At 56.1% G+C, this 14774-nt stretch carries 17 protein-coding genes; 9 read left to right on the top strand and 8 right to left on the bottom strand.

The window, feature by feature from the left end:
- Positions 1-99 precede the first annotated feature (99 nt).
- From ABY734_RS00445 to ABY734_RS00470, 6 genes are all read right to left on the bottom strand, one after another.
- Entirely contained in the window at positions 100-999 is a 900-nt protein-coding gene (locus ABY734_RS00445; RefSeq protein ID WP_372776981.1) for a hydrogen peroxide-inducible genes activator, read from the bottom strand.
- A gap of 66 nt (positions 1000-1065) precedes the next feature.
- Positions 1066-1479: a DUF6691 family protein gene (locus tag ABY734_RS00450; RefSeq protein WP_372776982.1), complete on the bottom strand. Its 414-nt coding sequence runs from the start codon at positions 1477-1479 to the stop codon at positions 1066-1068.
- 2 nt (positions 1480-1481) lie between these two features.
- Entirely contained in the window at positions 1482-1910 is a 429-nt protein-coding gene (locus tag ABY734_RS00455; RefSeq protein WP_372776983.1) for a YeeE/YedE family protein, read from the bottom strand.
- A 3-nt stretch (positions 1911-1913) separates the two neighbouring features.
- Positions 1914-2621, bottom strand: coding sequence for an MBL fold metallo-hydrolase (locus ABY734_RS00460; RefSeq protein WP_372776984.1), 708 nt, complete (start codon positions 2619-2621; stop codon positions 1914-1916).
- Complete coding sequence (locus ABY734_RS00465; RefSeq protein ID WP_372776985.1) at positions 2618-3448, bottom strand: sulfite exporter TauE/SafE family protein; 831 nt, start codon at positions 3446-3448, stop codon at positions 2618-2620. Before ABY734_RS00465 ends, ABY734_RS00460 begins: the two co-directional genes overlap by 4 nt.
- A 2-nt stretch (positions 3449-3450) precedes the next feature.
- The gene (locus tag ABY734_RS00470; RefSeq protein ID WP_372776986.1) at positions 3451-3771 is read right to left on the bottom strand and encodes a metal-sensing transcriptional repressor; all 321 of its coding nucleotides are present in this window, start codon (positions 3769-3771) and stop codon (positions 3451-3453) included.
- Between the two features lie 52 nt (positions 3772-3823).
- Here ABY734_RS00470 and ABY734_RS00475 point away from each other — a divergent pair, with 52 nt between their 5' ends.
- The 6 genes from ABY734_RS00475 (at position 3824) to ABY734_RS00500 (ending at position 10046) form a co-directional block, all read left to right on the top strand.
- Positions 3824-4207 carry a PaaI family thioesterase gene (locus tag ABY734_RS00475; protein WP_372776987.1) on the top strand — a complete coding sequence of 128 codons (384 nt, stop codon included), beginning with the start codon at positions 3824-3826 and terminating at the stop codon, positions 4205-4207.
- Positions 4204-4428, top strand: a complete 225-nt coding sequence (nrtS, locus tag ABY734_RS00480) for a nitrate/nitrite transporter NrtS (protein ID WP_372776988.1) — start codon at positions 4204-4206, stop codon at positions 4426-4428. The genes ABY734_RS00475 and nrtS overlap by 4 nt, the downstream gene beginning before the upstream one ends.
- A gap of 25 nt (positions 4429-4453) precedes the next feature.
- Complete coding sequence (locus ABY734_RS00485; RefSeq protein ID WP_372776989.1) at positions 4454-5659, top strand: CaiB/BaiF CoA transferase family protein; 1206 nt, start codon at positions 4454-4456, stop codon at positions 5657-5659.
- A 163-nt stretch (positions 5660-5822) separates the two neighbouring features.
- Positions 5823-8402, top strand: a complete 2580-nt coding sequence (locus ABY734_RS00490) for a TonB-dependent receptor (protein WP_372776990.1) — start codon at positions 5823-5825, stop codon at positions 8400-8402.
- A 75-nt stretch (positions 8403-8477) separates the two neighbouring features.
- Positions 8478-9353: a D-hexose-6-phosphate mutarotase gene (locus ABY734_RS00495; RefSeq protein ID WP_372776991.1), complete on the top strand. Its 876-nt coding sequence runs from the start codon at positions 8478-8480 to the stop codon at positions 9351-9353.
- A 54-nt stretch (positions 9354-9407) separates the two neighbouring features.
- Positions 9408-10046 carry a DUF2959 domain-containing protein gene (locus ABY734_RS00500; protein WP_372776992.1) on the top strand — a complete coding sequence of 213 codons (639 nt, stop codon included), beginning with the start codon at positions 9408-9410 and terminating at the stop codon, positions 10044-10046.
- 538 nt (positions 10047-10584) lie between these two features.
- Here the strand turns inward: ABY734_RS00500 and ABY734_RS00505 are convergent.
- On the bottom strand, positions 10585-11079 hold the full coding sequence (locus tag ABY734_RS00505) for a nitroreductase family deazaflavin-dependent oxidoreductase (RefSeq protein WP_372776993.1): 495 nt from the start codon (positions 11077-11079) through the stop codon (positions 10585-10587).
- A gap of 102 nt (positions 11080-11181) precedes the next feature.
- On the opposite strand from ABY734_RS00505, the gene ABY734_RS00510 reads away from it, so the two are divergent.
- Positions 11182-12390 (top strand): MFS transporter, encoded by a 1209-nt coding sequence (locus tag ABY734_RS00510; protein ID WP_372776994.1) that lies wholly within the window; start codon positions 11182-11184, stop codon positions 12388-12390.
- Here ABY734_RS00510 and ABY734_RS00515 read toward each other — a convergent pair.
- Positions 12387-12848: a YcxB family protein gene (locus ABY734_RS00515; protein ID WP_372776995.1), complete on the bottom strand. Its 462-nt coding sequence runs from the start codon at positions 12846-12848 to the stop codon at positions 12387-12389. The genes ABY734_RS00510 and ABY734_RS00515 overlap by 4 nt on opposite strands.
- Before the next feature lie 476 nt (positions 12849-13324).
- On the opposite strand from ABY734_RS00515, the gene ABY734_RS00520 reads away from it, so the two are divergent.
- Both ABY734_RS00520 and ABY734_RS00525 read left to right on the top strand, forming a co-directional pair.
- Complete coding sequence (locus ABY734_RS00520) at positions 13325-14032, top strand: hypothetical protein (RefSeq protein ID WP_372776996.1); 708 nt, start codon at positions 13325-13327, stop codon at positions 14030-14032.
- A 113-nt stretch (positions 14033-14145) separates the two neighbouring features.
- Positions 14146-14703, top strand: a complete 558-nt coding sequence (locus tag ABY734_RS00525; protein WP_372776997.1) for a CsgG/HfaB family protein — start codon at positions 14146-14148, stop codon at positions 14701-14703.
- Positions 14704-14774: the final 71 nt, after the last annotated feature.

A 14774-nucleotide genomic window follows, 5' to 3' on the forward strand; every position in this document is an offset into this window, starting at 1 on the left:
ATCGCTGAGCCAACTATCAGGGTGCTATAGATAAGTGACAAAACGGGAATGTACTTCCAGCGTATCGTATTCCGGGCGTCAGGGTAAGCGTTTAACGACTCAACGCTTCTGCTGTCCGATAAACTCGCCCAGCAGCAGAAATTCCTCCCGGCGCGGACTGTGTTTGCGCCAGGCCAGCCCGATGGAGCGCTGCACGGTTTCCTTGTCAAAGGGACGGGTTTTTACCTGAGTCCCGCTCAGTATTTTTCCGTCCAGCGCCATTTTCGGCAGCAGCGTCACCCCGATCTGGTTCGCCACCATCTGCACAATGGTATTGAGGCTGGTAGCCTGGTACGGCGCGGTGACATCGCGCTCGCTCAGGCGGCAAGCTTCCAGAGCATGATCGCGCAGGCAGTGGCCATCTTCGAGCAACAGCACATCGCGCCCTTGCAAATCCGCACTCACCAGCGGGGTTTTCGTGGCCAGCGGATGCTGCTCGTAATAGGCCAGCAGAAACTCGTCGTTAAACAGGTGTTCCACTTCCAGCCCGTCGCTGGGATAGGGCAGAGCGAACAGCACCACATCCAGCTCACCACCGCGCAAGCGCTCAACCAGATTGCCAGACAGGTCTTCGCGAATAAAAAGCTGGCAGTCTGGGTATTTTTTGCGAAAGCGCGGCAGAAACTGCGGCAACAGAAAGGGGGCGATGGTGGGAATCACCCCCAAATGCAGGCTGCCGGTAAACGGCTTGCCCGCCGATTCCGCCAGTGCGACCAGATCATCGACATTGGTCAGAATCCGCTGGGCACGCGCCACAATCGACTGACCGATATCAGTGAGCAACACGCTTTTGTTGTCGCGCTCGACGAGGGTGACGCCCAGATTGTCTTCAAGCTCGGCAACACCGGCACTCAGGGTGGGCTGGGAGACATGGCAGGATTTGGCGGCCTGCCCGAAGTGTCGGTGCTTCGCGACCGCGCAAAGATAGTTAAGCTGTTTAAGTGTCGGCCTGTGCGCCATGACTGCATCCGTTAATCCCGAGGCCGATTACTCTAGTCCGTTTGCGGCCATCGGGGCAAGGGCGCTTCAAGCGCGTTGCGTCAGCTTGTGCAGCAACATACCCGCCAGCATCGCGCCGACAAACACCAGCACATCAACCAGGCCGGTGGTGATATTGACCAGCGCCGGCGCCGGACACAAACCGCTCAGCCCCCAGCCTGCGCCAAACATCGCCGCACCCAGCAACAGACGGCGATCAATCGCCGTCGCCGAGGGCAGACTGAAGCTCTCCGCCAGCACCGGCCGGGGTTTGCGGGTCACCAGATAATAGCCAGGAATGGTCACCATCAAGGCGCCGCCCATCACCAGCGCCAGACTCGGGTCCCAGTGTCCGGCCACATCAAGGAAGTTCAGCACCTTATCCGGAATCAACATGCCCGACACCGCCAGCCCGATACCAAACAATACACCCGCCAACAGGGCCGCAATCGACTCTTTCATTTTCACGCCCCCATCACATGACGTTGCACAAAAACCGTAAGCGCCGCCACGGCCATAAACACACAGGTTGCCGCAATGGAACGCGGCGACAGGCGACCAATACCGCATACCCCGTGGCCGGAGGTGCAGCCGGAACCCAGCCGTGTGCCGTAGCCCACCAGCAGACCGGCAGCAATCAGCACAGGCAGCGAGGCCCGCAGGACAATCTCGCTTGTCCCGACCCACTGATAGAGGGCAAGGCCACCACCTGAAAGCAGACCGACAATAAAAAACCAGCGCCAGCGCGAGGCCGCGCTGTAGTCGCCAAGTGCGGAGCCAACAATGCCGGAAATACCGGCTACCTTGCCGTTAAGCCAGAGCAGCATCAGTGCCGCCAGGCCAATCATTACTCCACCCGCCAGTGAAGCGATCGGGGTAAAGGTCGTTTCCATGGTTTATCTCCTGAAAGGGGTTTGGCCGCAGGCCAGATTGGCCGGCACGGCTATATCCATCATTTTCGGATCGGGCAAATCCAGCCCGTTCATGATCTCGATATACTCGTCGCGGCTTTTACCCGCGATGCGCGGGTTATTGGCTTTTTCTTCGGCTATGGTTGAGCGCGTCCAACCCTTGTAGTCATGGCCCGGATACACAAAGGTATCATCGGGCAGCGCAAACAGGGTGCCGGTAATTGAGTCGTAACTTTTGCCGGGATCACCACCCTGAAAATCCGTGCGACCACTGCCGCGAATCAACAGGCAATCTCCGGTAAAGACCGCACGCTCACCGCCATCTTCCAGATAAAAGCTGAAAGACTCGTTGGTATGTCCCGGCGTAAACAGAGCGCGCAAACGGATATTGTCCAACACAATTTCTTCGTCGTCTTCCACCCGTCGAGAAACGCAGTCCGCCTTGGTGAATTCACCCATGATCGTTGTGCAGCCGGTTTTGTCGCGTAGCTCCCCGAGCGCGGTAATATGATCCGCATGGGTATGAGTATCCAACGCGTAGCACAGAGTCAGCTGCAGCTCCGCCAGCAACTGCAGGTAGCGATCCACCTGGTCAATCACCGGGTCGATCAACAAGGCATTGCGCTCAGCCTCGGAGGCCAACAGATAGGTATAGGTTCCCGATTCAGCGTCAAACAACTGTCGAAAAATCATGCCAGCCCTCCTCCAATTGTGTTGCGAATGATGACAAACAGGGCCGTAACCATAATCAGCCCCGCAAAAATACGTTGTAACAGCGCACCGGAAAGGTGTCTGGCCAACACAAAGCCGGCGCTCAAGCCCAGCACGCCGCCGCCAACAAAAGGCGCGACGGTTATCCAGTCAAAACGCACACCCTGAGCCATCGCGGCAAAAACACCACCCCCGCTGATCGCGGAAATGGTCAGCAGCGAGGTGGCCACCGCCGATTGAATACTCAGCTGCGTGATAAACATCAGCGTCGGCACGATCAAAAAGCCGCCGCCAACACCAAACAGCCCAGACAGAAACCCGGTCGCGGCGCCCGCCACGGACAGAGCCACTGCGCAGGGCCCGCTGAAGCGAAACTGACCATCGGCACTCAGCCGGCACAAGGCCGTAGCGTTTTCTGCCACAAAAGACGCCCGCACCACCTTGGCTTCTTCCGGGGCACGCAGCGAACGTCGCCACATATAACTGGCAATAAACAAAGCCAGCACCCCGAACAGCGTCAGTACCAGCGGCTGCGGCCAGCGCATGGCCAGTTGAATGCCGAAGGGTGTAAAGAGCATACCCGCCACCGCAAATACCAGGGCCGGTTTAAAGGAGATCCGCTTCGACGGTATTGCGGCCAGCACACCAACCGCCGCCGTAATGCCCACCACCAATAGTGACAATGGAACGGCCCGCTCCATCGAATAGCCGAGGCCATACACCAGCAGGGGAATGGCAAAGAGCGAGCCGCCACCCCCGGTAAGCCCCAACGCCAAGCCAACGATCGCGCCAAACAAGAGTGCCAACATGGTCAACCGTACTTGGCAAAAAGCTGGGTGTATTTTTCAATCCGCGCAATATCCACGCGCTGCCCTTCCAGCTCACGCTCCAGCGCGCAGGTCACGGCCTTGTAAAACACCTTGTCCAGGGCCTTGCGCACTGCCGCCAGTTGCTGCACGACTTTCTCGCAATCATCTTCTTCCTCGACCAGACGTTGCACACCGCGCAGCTGACCTTCAGCGCGCTTCAGGCGATTCAGCATTTCGTGTTTTTTGTCATACCAGTCTGTCATAGCATTGGCTCGGGCATTTTCAGTCAATGCAAAGATACCCCCTAGGGTATCTTGGTTCAAGGCGCCTTTCGTGTGAAAATCCGGTTAAATTTCACAGCCAAGAGAGACCCCTATGCATAATCCCTTTGGCGAATTGATCGGCCTGAAGATTCAACACCAGGACAATAACAGCAGCACACTGACCCTGGAGGTGACCCCACACCTGATGAACCCGCACAAGGTGGCCCACGGCGCTGTACTCTATGCACTGGCTGATACTGGAATGGGCGCGGCCCTCTATCCGAGCCTGAGTGAGGGCGAACTGTGCGCCACCATTGAAATCAAAATGAACTACTTTGCCCCGGTCTTTGATGGCAATCTGGTTTGCCACACGCAGGTGATTAATCGGGGTAAAAAAGTGGCCAATCTGGAATCCGAGCTAAAACAGGGCGACAAGCTGGTGGCCAAGGCCAGTGGCAATTACTCCATATTTACGCCCTCCGGCAAGCGGCAATGACCTCGTTCAGCAGCATAGCTTTTTCAGCTCCTGTGGTTCGCACGGCCTTGCGTGTAGCGCTGGTGGTGGGCACGCTTCTGGTAATGATCAATCACCTGCCCGCTTTGCTCGAGGGTAGCACCACAAGCCGCAATTACCTGCAAATAGGGCTGACTTACCTGGTGCCTTATTGCGTCTCCACCTACTCGGCAACAGTGGCGATACTGCGACGCGCTGATTAAACTGCAGCGCTCACAGGAGAACCCCATGACAGAACACAACAATCCGGGCCCACTGGCGGGCATTCGCGTATTGGAACTCGGCCAGTTGCTGGCCGGCCCCTTTACCGCCTCCATCCTTGGCTACTTTGGCGCCGAGATCATCAAGGTCGAGCCCCCCGAAGGCGACCAGATCCGGCGCTGGCGCATCGTCAAAGACGATACCGCCCTGTGGTGGTACAGCCTGGGGCGCAACAAAAAGTCCATCGTGATCGACTTGAAAAGCGAGGAAGGCCGGGCGCTGGTTAAAGAACTGGCCAACGAGTGCGACGTACTGATCGAAAACTTCCGCCCCGGTGTAATGGAGAACTGGGGGCTGGGCCCGGAAGATTTGAAAGCCACCAACCCGGAGCTGATCTACACCCGCATATCCGGTTACGGACAGACCGGCCCCTACTCCACCAAACCCGGCTTCGCCTCGGTGTGCGAGGGTATCAGCGGTTTTCGCTTTCTGAACGGCTTCCCCGATGAAGCGCCGGTGCGGCCCAATCTCAGCATCGGCGACAGCATTGCCTCCCTGCACGCGGTGATTGGCATTCTGATGTCGCTGACCGCCAAGCTGCGCAACCGCGCCTCGGGTCAGGTGGTAGACGTCGCCCTGTACGAATCCATGTTCAACCTGCTGGAAGGGGTTATTCCTGAATACAGCGGCGCCGGGGTTATCCGCCAGCCTTCCGGCACCACCGTGACCGGCATTGTCCCCACAAACACCTATCGCTGCGAAGACGGCAAGTTTGTGGTGATCGGCGGCAACGGCGACTCTATCTTCAAGCGTCTGATGATCGCCATTGGCCGCGAAGATATGGCTAACGACCCCGAGCTGGCGGATAACGCAGGCCGGGTGACCCATGAGCGAACCATCGACAAGGTACTGGCAAGCTGGTGCTCCAGCCTGCCCTCCAAAACGGTTATCGCCACACTGGAAGAGGCCCGGGTACCGGTTGGCCCCATCTACAATGCCGAAGACATGTTCAAGGACCCCCACTTTCAGGCGCGCGGGCTGTTTGAAGAAGTGCCTGTGGGCGACGATACGATTCATATCCCGGCCATCACCCCCAAACTGTCAGAAACGCCCGGCGCCACCCGCTGGCCCGGCCCGAAATTGGGGGAGCACAGCGACAGGGTACTCAAAGAAGTGCTCGGCAAGAGCGACAGCGCCATCGAGAGCCTGCGCCAGACCGGCGCCGTCAGATAGCTCTCACCCATTTGTGCGATGCGCAATCCCTGCCCCGCCCTCATCCTCGGGGATTGCGCCTGATTGATCAAAAAACCATCGAACTGGTTGCCAAGGTCAGACTAAGGCTTCATAGTTAAACGTCAGCAGCACCTCAGAACTTATTAATAATAACGAGGGCAGTATGAAGAAACCGCTATCCATCTTGGCTGGAGCGCTGTGCGTCTCCCTTACGTCACCTTCCCATGCTCAGGACCAGGCGCCTGCCGCCAGTCCCGGTAAAAAAGTCAGCGCCAGTCTGGAAGAAGTGCTGGTAACCGCCCGGCGCAGGCGCGAATCCCTGCAGGAAACGCCCATCGCCGTGACCGCCCTGAGTGGCGCGGAGCTGCAGGAACGCGGTATCGTCAATATCGGCGAACTCACCAAAAGCGTACCCAGTGTTGAGATCACCGAAAGTGTATCCAACCTGATCTACATACGCGGCATCGGCCAGCGCGCCGCCTTCGCCCGGGTTGACCCGACGGTGGGGGTCTATCTGGACAATATCTTCCTACCCCGCGCCGACGGCCACCTGATGGATACGGTCGACGTTGAAAACATCCAGGTACTGCGCGGCCCCCAGGGCACCCTGTTTGGCAAAAACACCACCGGCGGCGCTATTGTTCTCACGCTGGAAAAGCCCAAGGCGGAAACCGAAGGCTATCTTTTTGGTTCGGTCGGCAATTACGAGCGGGTGCAGGTGCGCGGCGCCTACAACACCGCCTTGAGCGACAATGTTTTTGCGCGCATTTCCTTTAACCATCTGCAGGATGACGGTTTTTTCGAAGACGACTCGCAAGGCGAAACCAACACCTCCAAGGGCCGCACCGCGTTGTTTGGTCAGCTGCGCTGGGAGATCAGCAGTACCGCACTACTCGATACCCTGCTCTACGCCAGCCGCATCGACGAACGCCTGCCCGGTTCCTACTGTACCTTTATGAACGAGGATGCGGTGCTGGTGCGCGGCCTCTATCTGATGTGGCCCGGTGACACCGACCCCTCAAACCCCACGGCCTACAAAGAAAACTGCGACAGCAACTCCCGCGAGCGTCTGGGCGATTTGAAAAGCAATATGGGCCCCAACAACATGATGGATCGCGAGCTGGATACCTATCTGGCCGCGACCACGCTGGACTGGGAGCTCAGCGAAACCCTGTCCATGAAAGTGGTGGCCAGCGCCCGCGACGAAACCAAAGGCCCGCTGATCAGTTCGGATCAGGACGGTGGCCCGGCCAACTTCAATGAATCCTTTACCCGCTTTGACGGTGGCCGCGAATCCTACAGCTTCGAAGTGCAGTTCAACGGCACCCTGTTTGATGGCGCGGTGACCTATACCAGCGGCTTTTTCGCCCAGGAAGAAACCAACGCCGAAACCTTTACCCTGATCAATTCACTGAACGGCCTGGATATCACCACTGCGCCGCTGGTGCTCGGCGGGCAACGCCCCGTTCAGCCCCCGCCCGGCGGCACCAACCCGCCGCTGGTGGGCATTCTGGTAGACCCCACACTCGACTCGGAATTCAGTTTGCGCAATTTCACCAAGGCCTATTTCTTCCAGGGCTCTTGGGACATGACCGAACAACTCGAACTGACCCTCGGTATTCGCTATACCGCCGAGCGCCGACAATCGGATCTTGAAGTGCGGGGCACCGACCGCAACGCCGTTGGCCAGCGCCTGCTCTCTACCGGGCGCTTCGCCCCGGACACTATCACCGGCAGCGGCTTTTATGTCTTTAACGGCGTCTGGGCGCAAGACCCGGTCGGGATTGCCATGAGCTTCTTCCCCGATGTAGATGGCGATGGTATCAATGACTTCCCGTATGCGGCCCAGCCCTTCCGCGTCGATGAAAAAGACAACACCTTTAAAAAGACCACGCCCATGGCCTCCCTGTCCTATCAGTTTCCTGAAGAAGCACTGCCCGAGAACTGGGATACCTTCATGGTCTACGGCACCTGGAGCAGCGGTTTCAAATCCGGCTTCTTCGAACCCAAAGGGGTTGATGGCTTGCAGCAAGTGGAACCGGAAGAAGTGGAAAACCGGGAGCTGGGCCTGAAGCTTGAGGCATTCCGTCGATCGCTGCGCTTCAATATGGCGGTCTATGATATGGACTTCGACAATCAGCAGCTGATTCAGGTCGACGCCGACTCCAACAACAACCTGGTGGTGATTTACCAGAACGCCGGGGCTTCGGAGATTCAGGGCATCGAAATGGAACTGCAGTGGATGCCCAGCCCCGGCCTGATGATTAATGTTTCGGCCAGTCACAACGACTACACCTTCACAGACTTTACCGACAACGACCTGCTGGAGGCGGCTCTGGGCCGACAAGTCTCCATTGACCGGTCTGACGAAACCTTTCCGGTATCACCGGAAACCACTGCAGCCTTTGGCATTCAGTACGCCTTTAATCCCGACTTTGGTATCGTCACGCCGCGACTCGACTTCAGCTACAAAAGCGATATTTACTACGGCCTCGACGACGGCGCCCACACCATTTACGAGCAGGACAAGTCAAAAGCTGGGCAAACTGCCTATAGCGTTACCGACTTTCGCCTGATGTGGCAAAACAATGAGGGCAACCGCACCGCTGCCCTCTGGGTGAAAAACGTCTTCGATGAGCGCTACGACATCGGCGTTGCCGCGGTGGGCGACTCTGTCGCCACCTTCTTTCAGACCTACGGCGATCCACGCCGCTTCGGCATCGAGTTCCGCCAGCACTTCTAGTCCCCACCTCCCACGCTGCGTTGCCACTGGCGACGCAGCGCGGCATACTGCGGCCATAGCGCAACCGTGTGTTTTATGAGCCAGCTCGACGACCTTAAACAGCAGTTTCCCGCCAACGGCTTCTGGCACTTCACCGAGCCGCAAGCCGGTATCGTACTACTGCATATTCACCACGAATGCGCCTCCGCCACCGTCAGCCTCTACGGCGGGCAGGTGCTGTCCTTTCAGCCGCGCGGCGAAGACGATCTGCTCTGGCTCAGCAGCGAGGCGCACTTTCAGCCCGGCAAAGCCATTCGCGGCGGCATTCCCATCTGCTGGCCCTGGTTTGGGCCGCACCCGAGCGATGCCGAAGCCCCGGCCCACGGCACCGTGCGCAAATCCCAGTGGCAACTGAATAGCCTGTATTGCGACCAGAGCAGCGCGCGAATTGTTCTCTCCTATCCCGGCGATGAACTGTCCCTGCAGCTCAGCATTGTTATTGACAGCCAATTGCAGCTATCACTGACAACAGACAACTGCGGCTCCGATACCGCAACCATCAGCTCGGCCCTGCACAGCTATTTCGCGATATCCGATATCAGTGACATCAGCATTACCGGGCTGGAAGACAAACCCTTTCGCGATGCGGTTAACAATAATCGTCCCTGCCTGCAGCAGGGACCGATTCACTTTGACGGCGAGCTTGACCGGGTTTATCAAAACGCCAATAGGCCAATCTGTATTCGTGACGCCGGCCTGAAACGCCTTATCCGCATTGCCAGCCACGGCTCAAACAGCGCTGTGGTGTGGAACCCCTGGATCGAAAAATCCGCACGCCTCGGCGATATGGGGCCGGAAGGCTATCGGCAGATGGTCTGCGTGGAGACCGCCAACGCCGACATCGACTGCATTAACCTGGTACCCGGCCAGCGCCACAGCCTGAGCGCCGTGATCAGCGTCGAAGACCTCTGACAGAACCTGTTATGTAGGCTAGTATTATCCCAGTGATTTTTACGGGGAATTCCCATGCTTCGTCTACTGTTGCCAGTCCTGGCCCTGACTTTCCTAAGCGGCTGTGAAACCACCTACATCAACACCATGGAACAATTCGGGGTGCACAAGCGCGACATACTCGCCGACCGCATTGTCGATGTGCAGGAAGCCCAGGCCGACGGACAGCAGGAATTCCGCAGTGCGCTGGAACAGTTTCGCTCAGTGATCAATGTCGAAGGCGGCGAACTGGAAAAACAATACGACAAACTGCAATCGGCTTACGACGACAGCGAAGCCGCGGCGGAAAAAATCAGCAAACGCATCGACAAGGTAGAGTCGGTAGCCGAAGCCCTGTTCGACGAATGGCAGGACGAGCTGGACCAGTACACCAACCAGCGCCTGCGCGCCGACAGCGAACGCAAACTGAAAGAAACCCAACGGGGCTACGAGCAAGTCATGCGCGCCATGCGCGCCTCGGAGAAATCACTGACCCCGGTGCTGAATGCCCTGCGTGACAATACGCTGTACTTAAAGCACAACCTGAATGCCTCGGCGATTGGGGCATTGCGGGGTGAATATCAAAACGTGAATAGCAATGTGGAACAATTGCTGAAGGCAATGGAGAAGTCGATTGCCGAGTCTAACGCGTTTATAAAAACGCTGGATAAATAGTCTTTCTACGAAGTACTGCGTTTCTTTCCCCTTGGAGCAGCCGAGCACTGCAGCATTCGGCGGAAACAAGCGAGCGGGTGTCTGAGGCCGTAGGCCGAGTTTCCGCTCGCGCCGCCGGATGCGAAGCGCACAGGGGATCGGTTGGAGCGGAGCGGAAACCGACTGCGGAACGGGGTGCCCTTTTTCTTGGTTACTTCTTTTTCGGGCAAGCAAAAAGAAGTAACTCGCCCAGCAGGGCGAAACATTTGCTAAACCTTTTCGATGAAAATTATTCTGTGTCAGATTGTTTCGCCTATCGGCGAGTTACCTTTCTTGCTTGTCCAAGAAACGTAACCCAAAGAAGGACACCCCCCGTTCCGGCGCCCTTCGGGTCCCCTGCGATGCTCAGTTTGCATCGGTCGCTGCGCAACTCGACCTTCGCGGCTATCGCCGCTACGGGACTCGAACAGTGCTCGCTCTGGCCCGATGCAAACTTGCGCTTCTCGGCGCCTCCAAGGGGGAGATTACGGCGCTCCGTAGCTAGGGCTAAAACAAAAAGCTACTCTGTGGGCTCACACAAAAACACCGGAATCGCCCGATCTGTCCTCGCCTGATACTCATCAAAATCCGGATACAGCGAACACAAATGCGGCCAGGCCGCTGCTTTTTCTTCTTCACTGATCTGCCGCGCGCGCATGTTGCGGGTTACGCCGTTGTGCATGATTGTGATATCCGGGTTGGCTTTGATGTTGTGGTACCACACCGGGTTTCTGTCCATGCCGCCCTGTGAAGCCACCAGGTAACAGTTGTCGCCTTCGGGCAGGTGAATCAGAGCCACTTCGCGCCACTGCCCGCTTTTCGCGCCTTTCATGCCAACCACACAGATGGGGTAACCGCCGGGGAAGTTTTTCCACAGTTTGCCTTTGGATTTTTTAAATACCCAGACATTGGCCGCGGTTATCCACTTCATAAACTTTTTGATGGTGGTGAAGTGTTCCTGCGGAATCGGTTTTACGTCCTCACGCTTGGTTTTCACATAGCTGTATTCAACCACGGTTGGTTCCTCTTCTCGTTGTCTGGGCGCATCTTACCGAATGGTCACGCCGGCTGATCTTAACAAGCTGTTACAGTAAGGGGAATGTAAGGGGGCCGCCGCTTGGATTCTTCAATAAAAACAACGGAACGTTTCTACTATGGTTGGGTAATCGTGGCGCTGGCAATGATTATGCACGCCCTCACCACCGGCGGCACCAACGCCTTATACGGCGTGTTTGCCCTGCCCCTGAGCGACGCCTTTGGCCTGTCCCGCGCAGCCATACTGGCCGCCACCGCCAGTGTGGCAATGATCTGTTCCGGGTTGTTCTCGCCCTTTGCCGGCTTGTGGCTGTCCCGCTATTCCCCGAAAAAACTGATTCTGCTCGGCTGCACGATGTTAAGCGGCGGCTTTTTCGCCATGACCTTTGTCACCGAGTGGTGGCAGATGTCGATTATCTACGGCCTGTGCTGGAGCACCGGCAATACGATGTTTGGCGCGCTGGCGGCCAATACCTCGGTGTCCAACTGGTTTGAAGCCGAGCGCGGCAAGGCGCTGGGCGTGGCGTCGATTGGCATGTCGATGGGTTCGTTTTCCTTCCCGCCAATGATTACCTGGGTGATCATCAATCACGGTTGGCGTTCCGCCTACGCGGTGCTGGGCTGCCTGACCATCGCCGCCGTACCGTTTATTGTGCGCTGGTACCGCGACCGGCCTGAGGACGAAGCCGACAGCGATAACGAAGGCCAGACGCAAAGCGGCAGCAACTGGGGCGACATTCTGCGCCGCCGCGATTTCTGGGTGATCGGTATCTGCATCAGTATCTGCTTTGCCGGCTTTAACGGGGTGACCATCAACCTGATCCCCATGGCCGTGGATCAGGGCATATCGCCTACCGCCGGTGCCTGGCTGCTGTCGGTCACCGCCACCTTCAGCGTGATCGGCAAGATTGTGATAGGCATGTCGGCTGACAAACTCGGGCCGCCCAAGGCCTTGATGATTCCATTAAGCATGCTGATTATCGCCTGCCTGCTGCTACTGAACAGCCCGGGCTACCCGGTCATGATGCTAGCCTCGGCCTTTATCGGCCTCTCCACAGGTGGCGCGATTCCGGTATGGGGCGCATTGATTGGCACCTATTTCGGGCAGCGCCGCTTTGCGCAGGTGATGGGGGCGATGAACCCCTTGCTGGTGCCCTTGATTGTCGCCTGCGCGCCCTTTGTCAGCTGGGTGAACGAAACCACCGGCAGCTACGATATGGCCCTGCTGACCATTGTCGGTTTTATTGCTATGTCGTTTACCCTGATTCCGCTGCTGCGACCGGTTCGCTAGGCCAGCGCCCGAAACTGTGCCAGCTCAAAGTCGCTTAGCAGGCTGACCGGAATCATATGAAACATAGTCGTGGTCGGGTAAACAAGCACCATATCCTCCAACACCGCGACCTTCTTCAGCTCACGAAAGCCATAACGGGATTCGCCGTTGCTTGAGCGCAGCACAAAGCCGGTCGGGTTCATCTCCAGTTGCTGTTCCCGCTGCATCAGCGGGTTGTCCCAGTAGATCCGGCGAAACCGCCAGCGGTGAATACGCGGCAACAGCCCCCAGCGAAAGCCAACCAACAGCACCGTAACAATAGCCGTAGCGCTGATGCTGGCAGAAGAAAACCCCATCAGCGGCGGAAACAGTGCCAACACCACAAACAAGGCCAGCGTTAGCCGCCAGCGCAAGGGCCTGTGAGCATGCCAGCAGGCGCGAACAAATTGGTCTTCAGAGATATGGTAGGCGTGGCTCACCGCAGAGGCTCCGTTCCCTCGATAAGGACTACAGTTTAACCAAAGCGCGCAGGACGTAAAATACGAACCCTCTTCCACGGTTGGAATAATAGCCCGCCAGAAAAAAGCGCCCTTCAGAAGGGTGATATTTTTGGGCAAAAAGAATAAAGTGGGCGAATCACATAATTAAAAAGCGGCATGCTGACAACAGCTTGGCCAGCCGCAGGTGTTCGCGAACAGACTCAAGGACTGAGGATGCAGACACAGTCATCACATCAAAAGCCTCTTGGCGCCAGTCCTGTTATTCGGCTGTGTATCGGTGTTATTAAACTGGTCGCCAGCTTAATAGTACCGCCTCGGCCTCGCTCGTTATAAAACAAGATGATAGCCGACACTCTGGGGCCCACTCTAATAAATTACCGTGGGGCCCCGCTAATAATTATTATGAGGTCGGAGACCTCATTAACGGGCTGTTATGTGCAATCAAGGGTATAGCCATGAGCAAAATAGATCGAGATTTGGTTGATCCTCCAGTAGAGCCAGAATTTGAAAAGGCGCATCGAGTTACCAAGGCTGCAGTGTCCGCCGTTCCGGTTCTTGGGGGCGCTTTGGCGGAGGCATTCAACGCACTTATTGAACCCCCAATGGCTAGACGAAGAACAGAGTGGATGGTTCAGGTAACTGAGGCAATAAATGAGCTTTATGATAAAGGAATTGTCACAGAACCTGATTTGCAGGAAAACGAAAAATTCTTTACTACGCTGGTGCATGCAAGTAACTCGGCAATAAGAAATCATGAGGATGAAAAGCTTAATGCTCTCAGGAATGCGGTAATAAATTCGGCTCTTCCCGGTGCGCCAAGCGACACAATGCAGCAGTTGTTCCTTAATCTAATTGACTCATGTACTTCTTGGCATATTGCACTTCTCAAGCTATTTCAAGGGCCCAACCAGTGGGCAGTGGAGCATAATCACCAATTTCCAAATTGGTCTACGGGCGGCATTTCCTCAGTCATTGAACATGCTTATCCACAGCTCCAGAATCAGAAACCCTTGTATCAGTTGGTCTGGAATGAGCTTTATCGTAACGGGCTATTTAGTACTGATGGGTTGGGAACAACAATGAGTGGCGACGGCATGTTAGCTAAGCGTACAACTCCCATAGGTGATGCATTTGTTGAATTTATTTCCGAACCAAACCTGTAAGGCACATAACAAGTCCAATCACCGCGACGTATTTTTTTGTTCAGCCTGCGGCTCCACAAATAAATACGCGCGTGTTGGCGGCGCTATGTGATCAAACCTGCAATGGAGTAACAATGAAAAAAATATTCGCGCTTCTCTCAGTAATCTTTCTTGCAATCAGCCTTTCTGGATGTGGTTCCACAATAAAAAAAGGGTTCACTAACCCCAATTATCCGATTTCTTCAGTGAAAAGGGTTGCCATTTTACCTTTTGATGGTGTTCCTGACGCCAATACAGCAGCAGATATGATCTCAATGGTTCTTGCTAACCGGGACGTGTTTGAATCCGTTGTAGATAGGGCACAGATAAATTCGGTTATTGCGGAACATCGACTTCCCAATGATTTGCTTAACGATGATACTGCGATTGCAAAAAAACAACTTATCAACGCTGACGCCTTACTCAAGGGGCGTGTTACACGTTTTGAGCAAGGCGTACCATCTGCTCCCCTAGCAACACCTACCAAAATCTCAATGTCTCTAAAGCTCGTTAGCGCAGAGACAGGCCAAACTATATGGACCCAGTTATACTCAAAGTCCTCTGGAGGTCGAGGATTGCTTGCTCCAAGCGTAGACGAAATGATGATCGAAATGGCTGAGGAAATCGCAAACGATCTTGCTAATTTAAAGTGAAAGCATAAAGGGGACGGAGGGATTTAAAATTAACCGGTCGCCTAATCTAAAGACTCTGAACCGAATGAAGT

The organism is Litorivivens sp. (assembly GCF_041624475.1).
In the GTDB taxonomy this organism is placed as follows: Bacteria; Pseudomonadota; Gammaproteobacteria; order Pseudomonadales; family Spongiibacteraceae; genus Litorivivens.

What these genes read in the sequence shown, in the direction of transcription:
- ABY734_RS00455 (WP_372776983.1), bottom strand. Translation starts at nt 1,910, where the DNA reads ATGGAAACGACCTTTACCCCGATCGCTTCACTGGCGGGTGGAGTAATG.
- ABY734_RS00525 (WP_372776997.1), top strand. Translation starts at nt 14,146, where the DNA reads ATGAAAAAAATATTCGCGCTTCTCTCAGTAATCTTTCTTGCAATCAGC.
- ABY734_RS00445 (WP_372776981.1), bottom strand. Translation starts at nt 999, where the DNA reads ATGGCGCACAGGCCGACACTTAAACAGCTTAACTATCTTTGCGCGGTC.
- ABY734_RS00500 (WP_372776992.1), top strand. Translation starts at nt 9,408, where the DNA reads ATGCTTCGTCTACTGTTGCCAGTCCTGGCCCTGACTTTCCTAAGCGGC.
- ABY734_RS00450 (WP_372776982.1), bottom strand. Translation starts at nt 1,479, where the DNA reads ATGAAAGAGTCGATTGCGGCCCTGTTGGCGGGTGTATTGTTTGGTATC.
- ABY734_RS00460 (WP_372776984.1), bottom strand. Translation starts at nt 2,621, where the DNA reads ATGATTTTTCGACAGTTGTTTGACGCTGAATCGGGAACCTATACCTAT.
- ABY734_RS00490 (WP_372776990.1), top strand. Translation starts at nt 5,823, where the DNA reads ATGAAGAAACCGCTATCCATCTTGGCTGGAGCGCTGTGCGTCTCCCTT.
- ABY734_RS00520 (WP_372776996.1), top strand. Translation starts at nt 13,325, where the DNA reads ATGAGCAAAATAGATCGAGATTTGGTTGATCCTCCAGTAGAGCCAGAA.
- ABY734_RS00465 (WP_372776985.1), bottom strand. Translation starts at nt 3,448, where the DNA reads ATGTTGGCACTCTTGTTTGGCGCGATCGTTGGCTTGGCGTTGGGGCTT.
- nrtS (WP_372776988.1), top strand. Translation starts at nt 4,204, where the DNA reads ATGACCTCGTTCAGCAGCATAGCTTTTTCAGCTCCTGTGGTTCGCACG.
- ABY734_RS00475 (WP_372776987.1), top strand. Translation starts at nt 3,824, where the DNA reads ATGCATAATCCCTTTGGCGAATTGATCGGCCTGAAGATTCAACACCAG.
- ABY734_RS00485 (WP_372776989.1), top strand. Translation starts at nt 4,454, where the DNA reads ATGACAGAACACAACAATCCGGGCCCACTGGCGGGCATTCGCGTATTG.
- ABY734_RS00495 (WP_372776991.1), top strand. Translation starts at nt 8,478, where the DNA reads ATGAGCCAGCTCGACGACCTTAAACAGCAGTTTCCCGCCAACGGCTTC.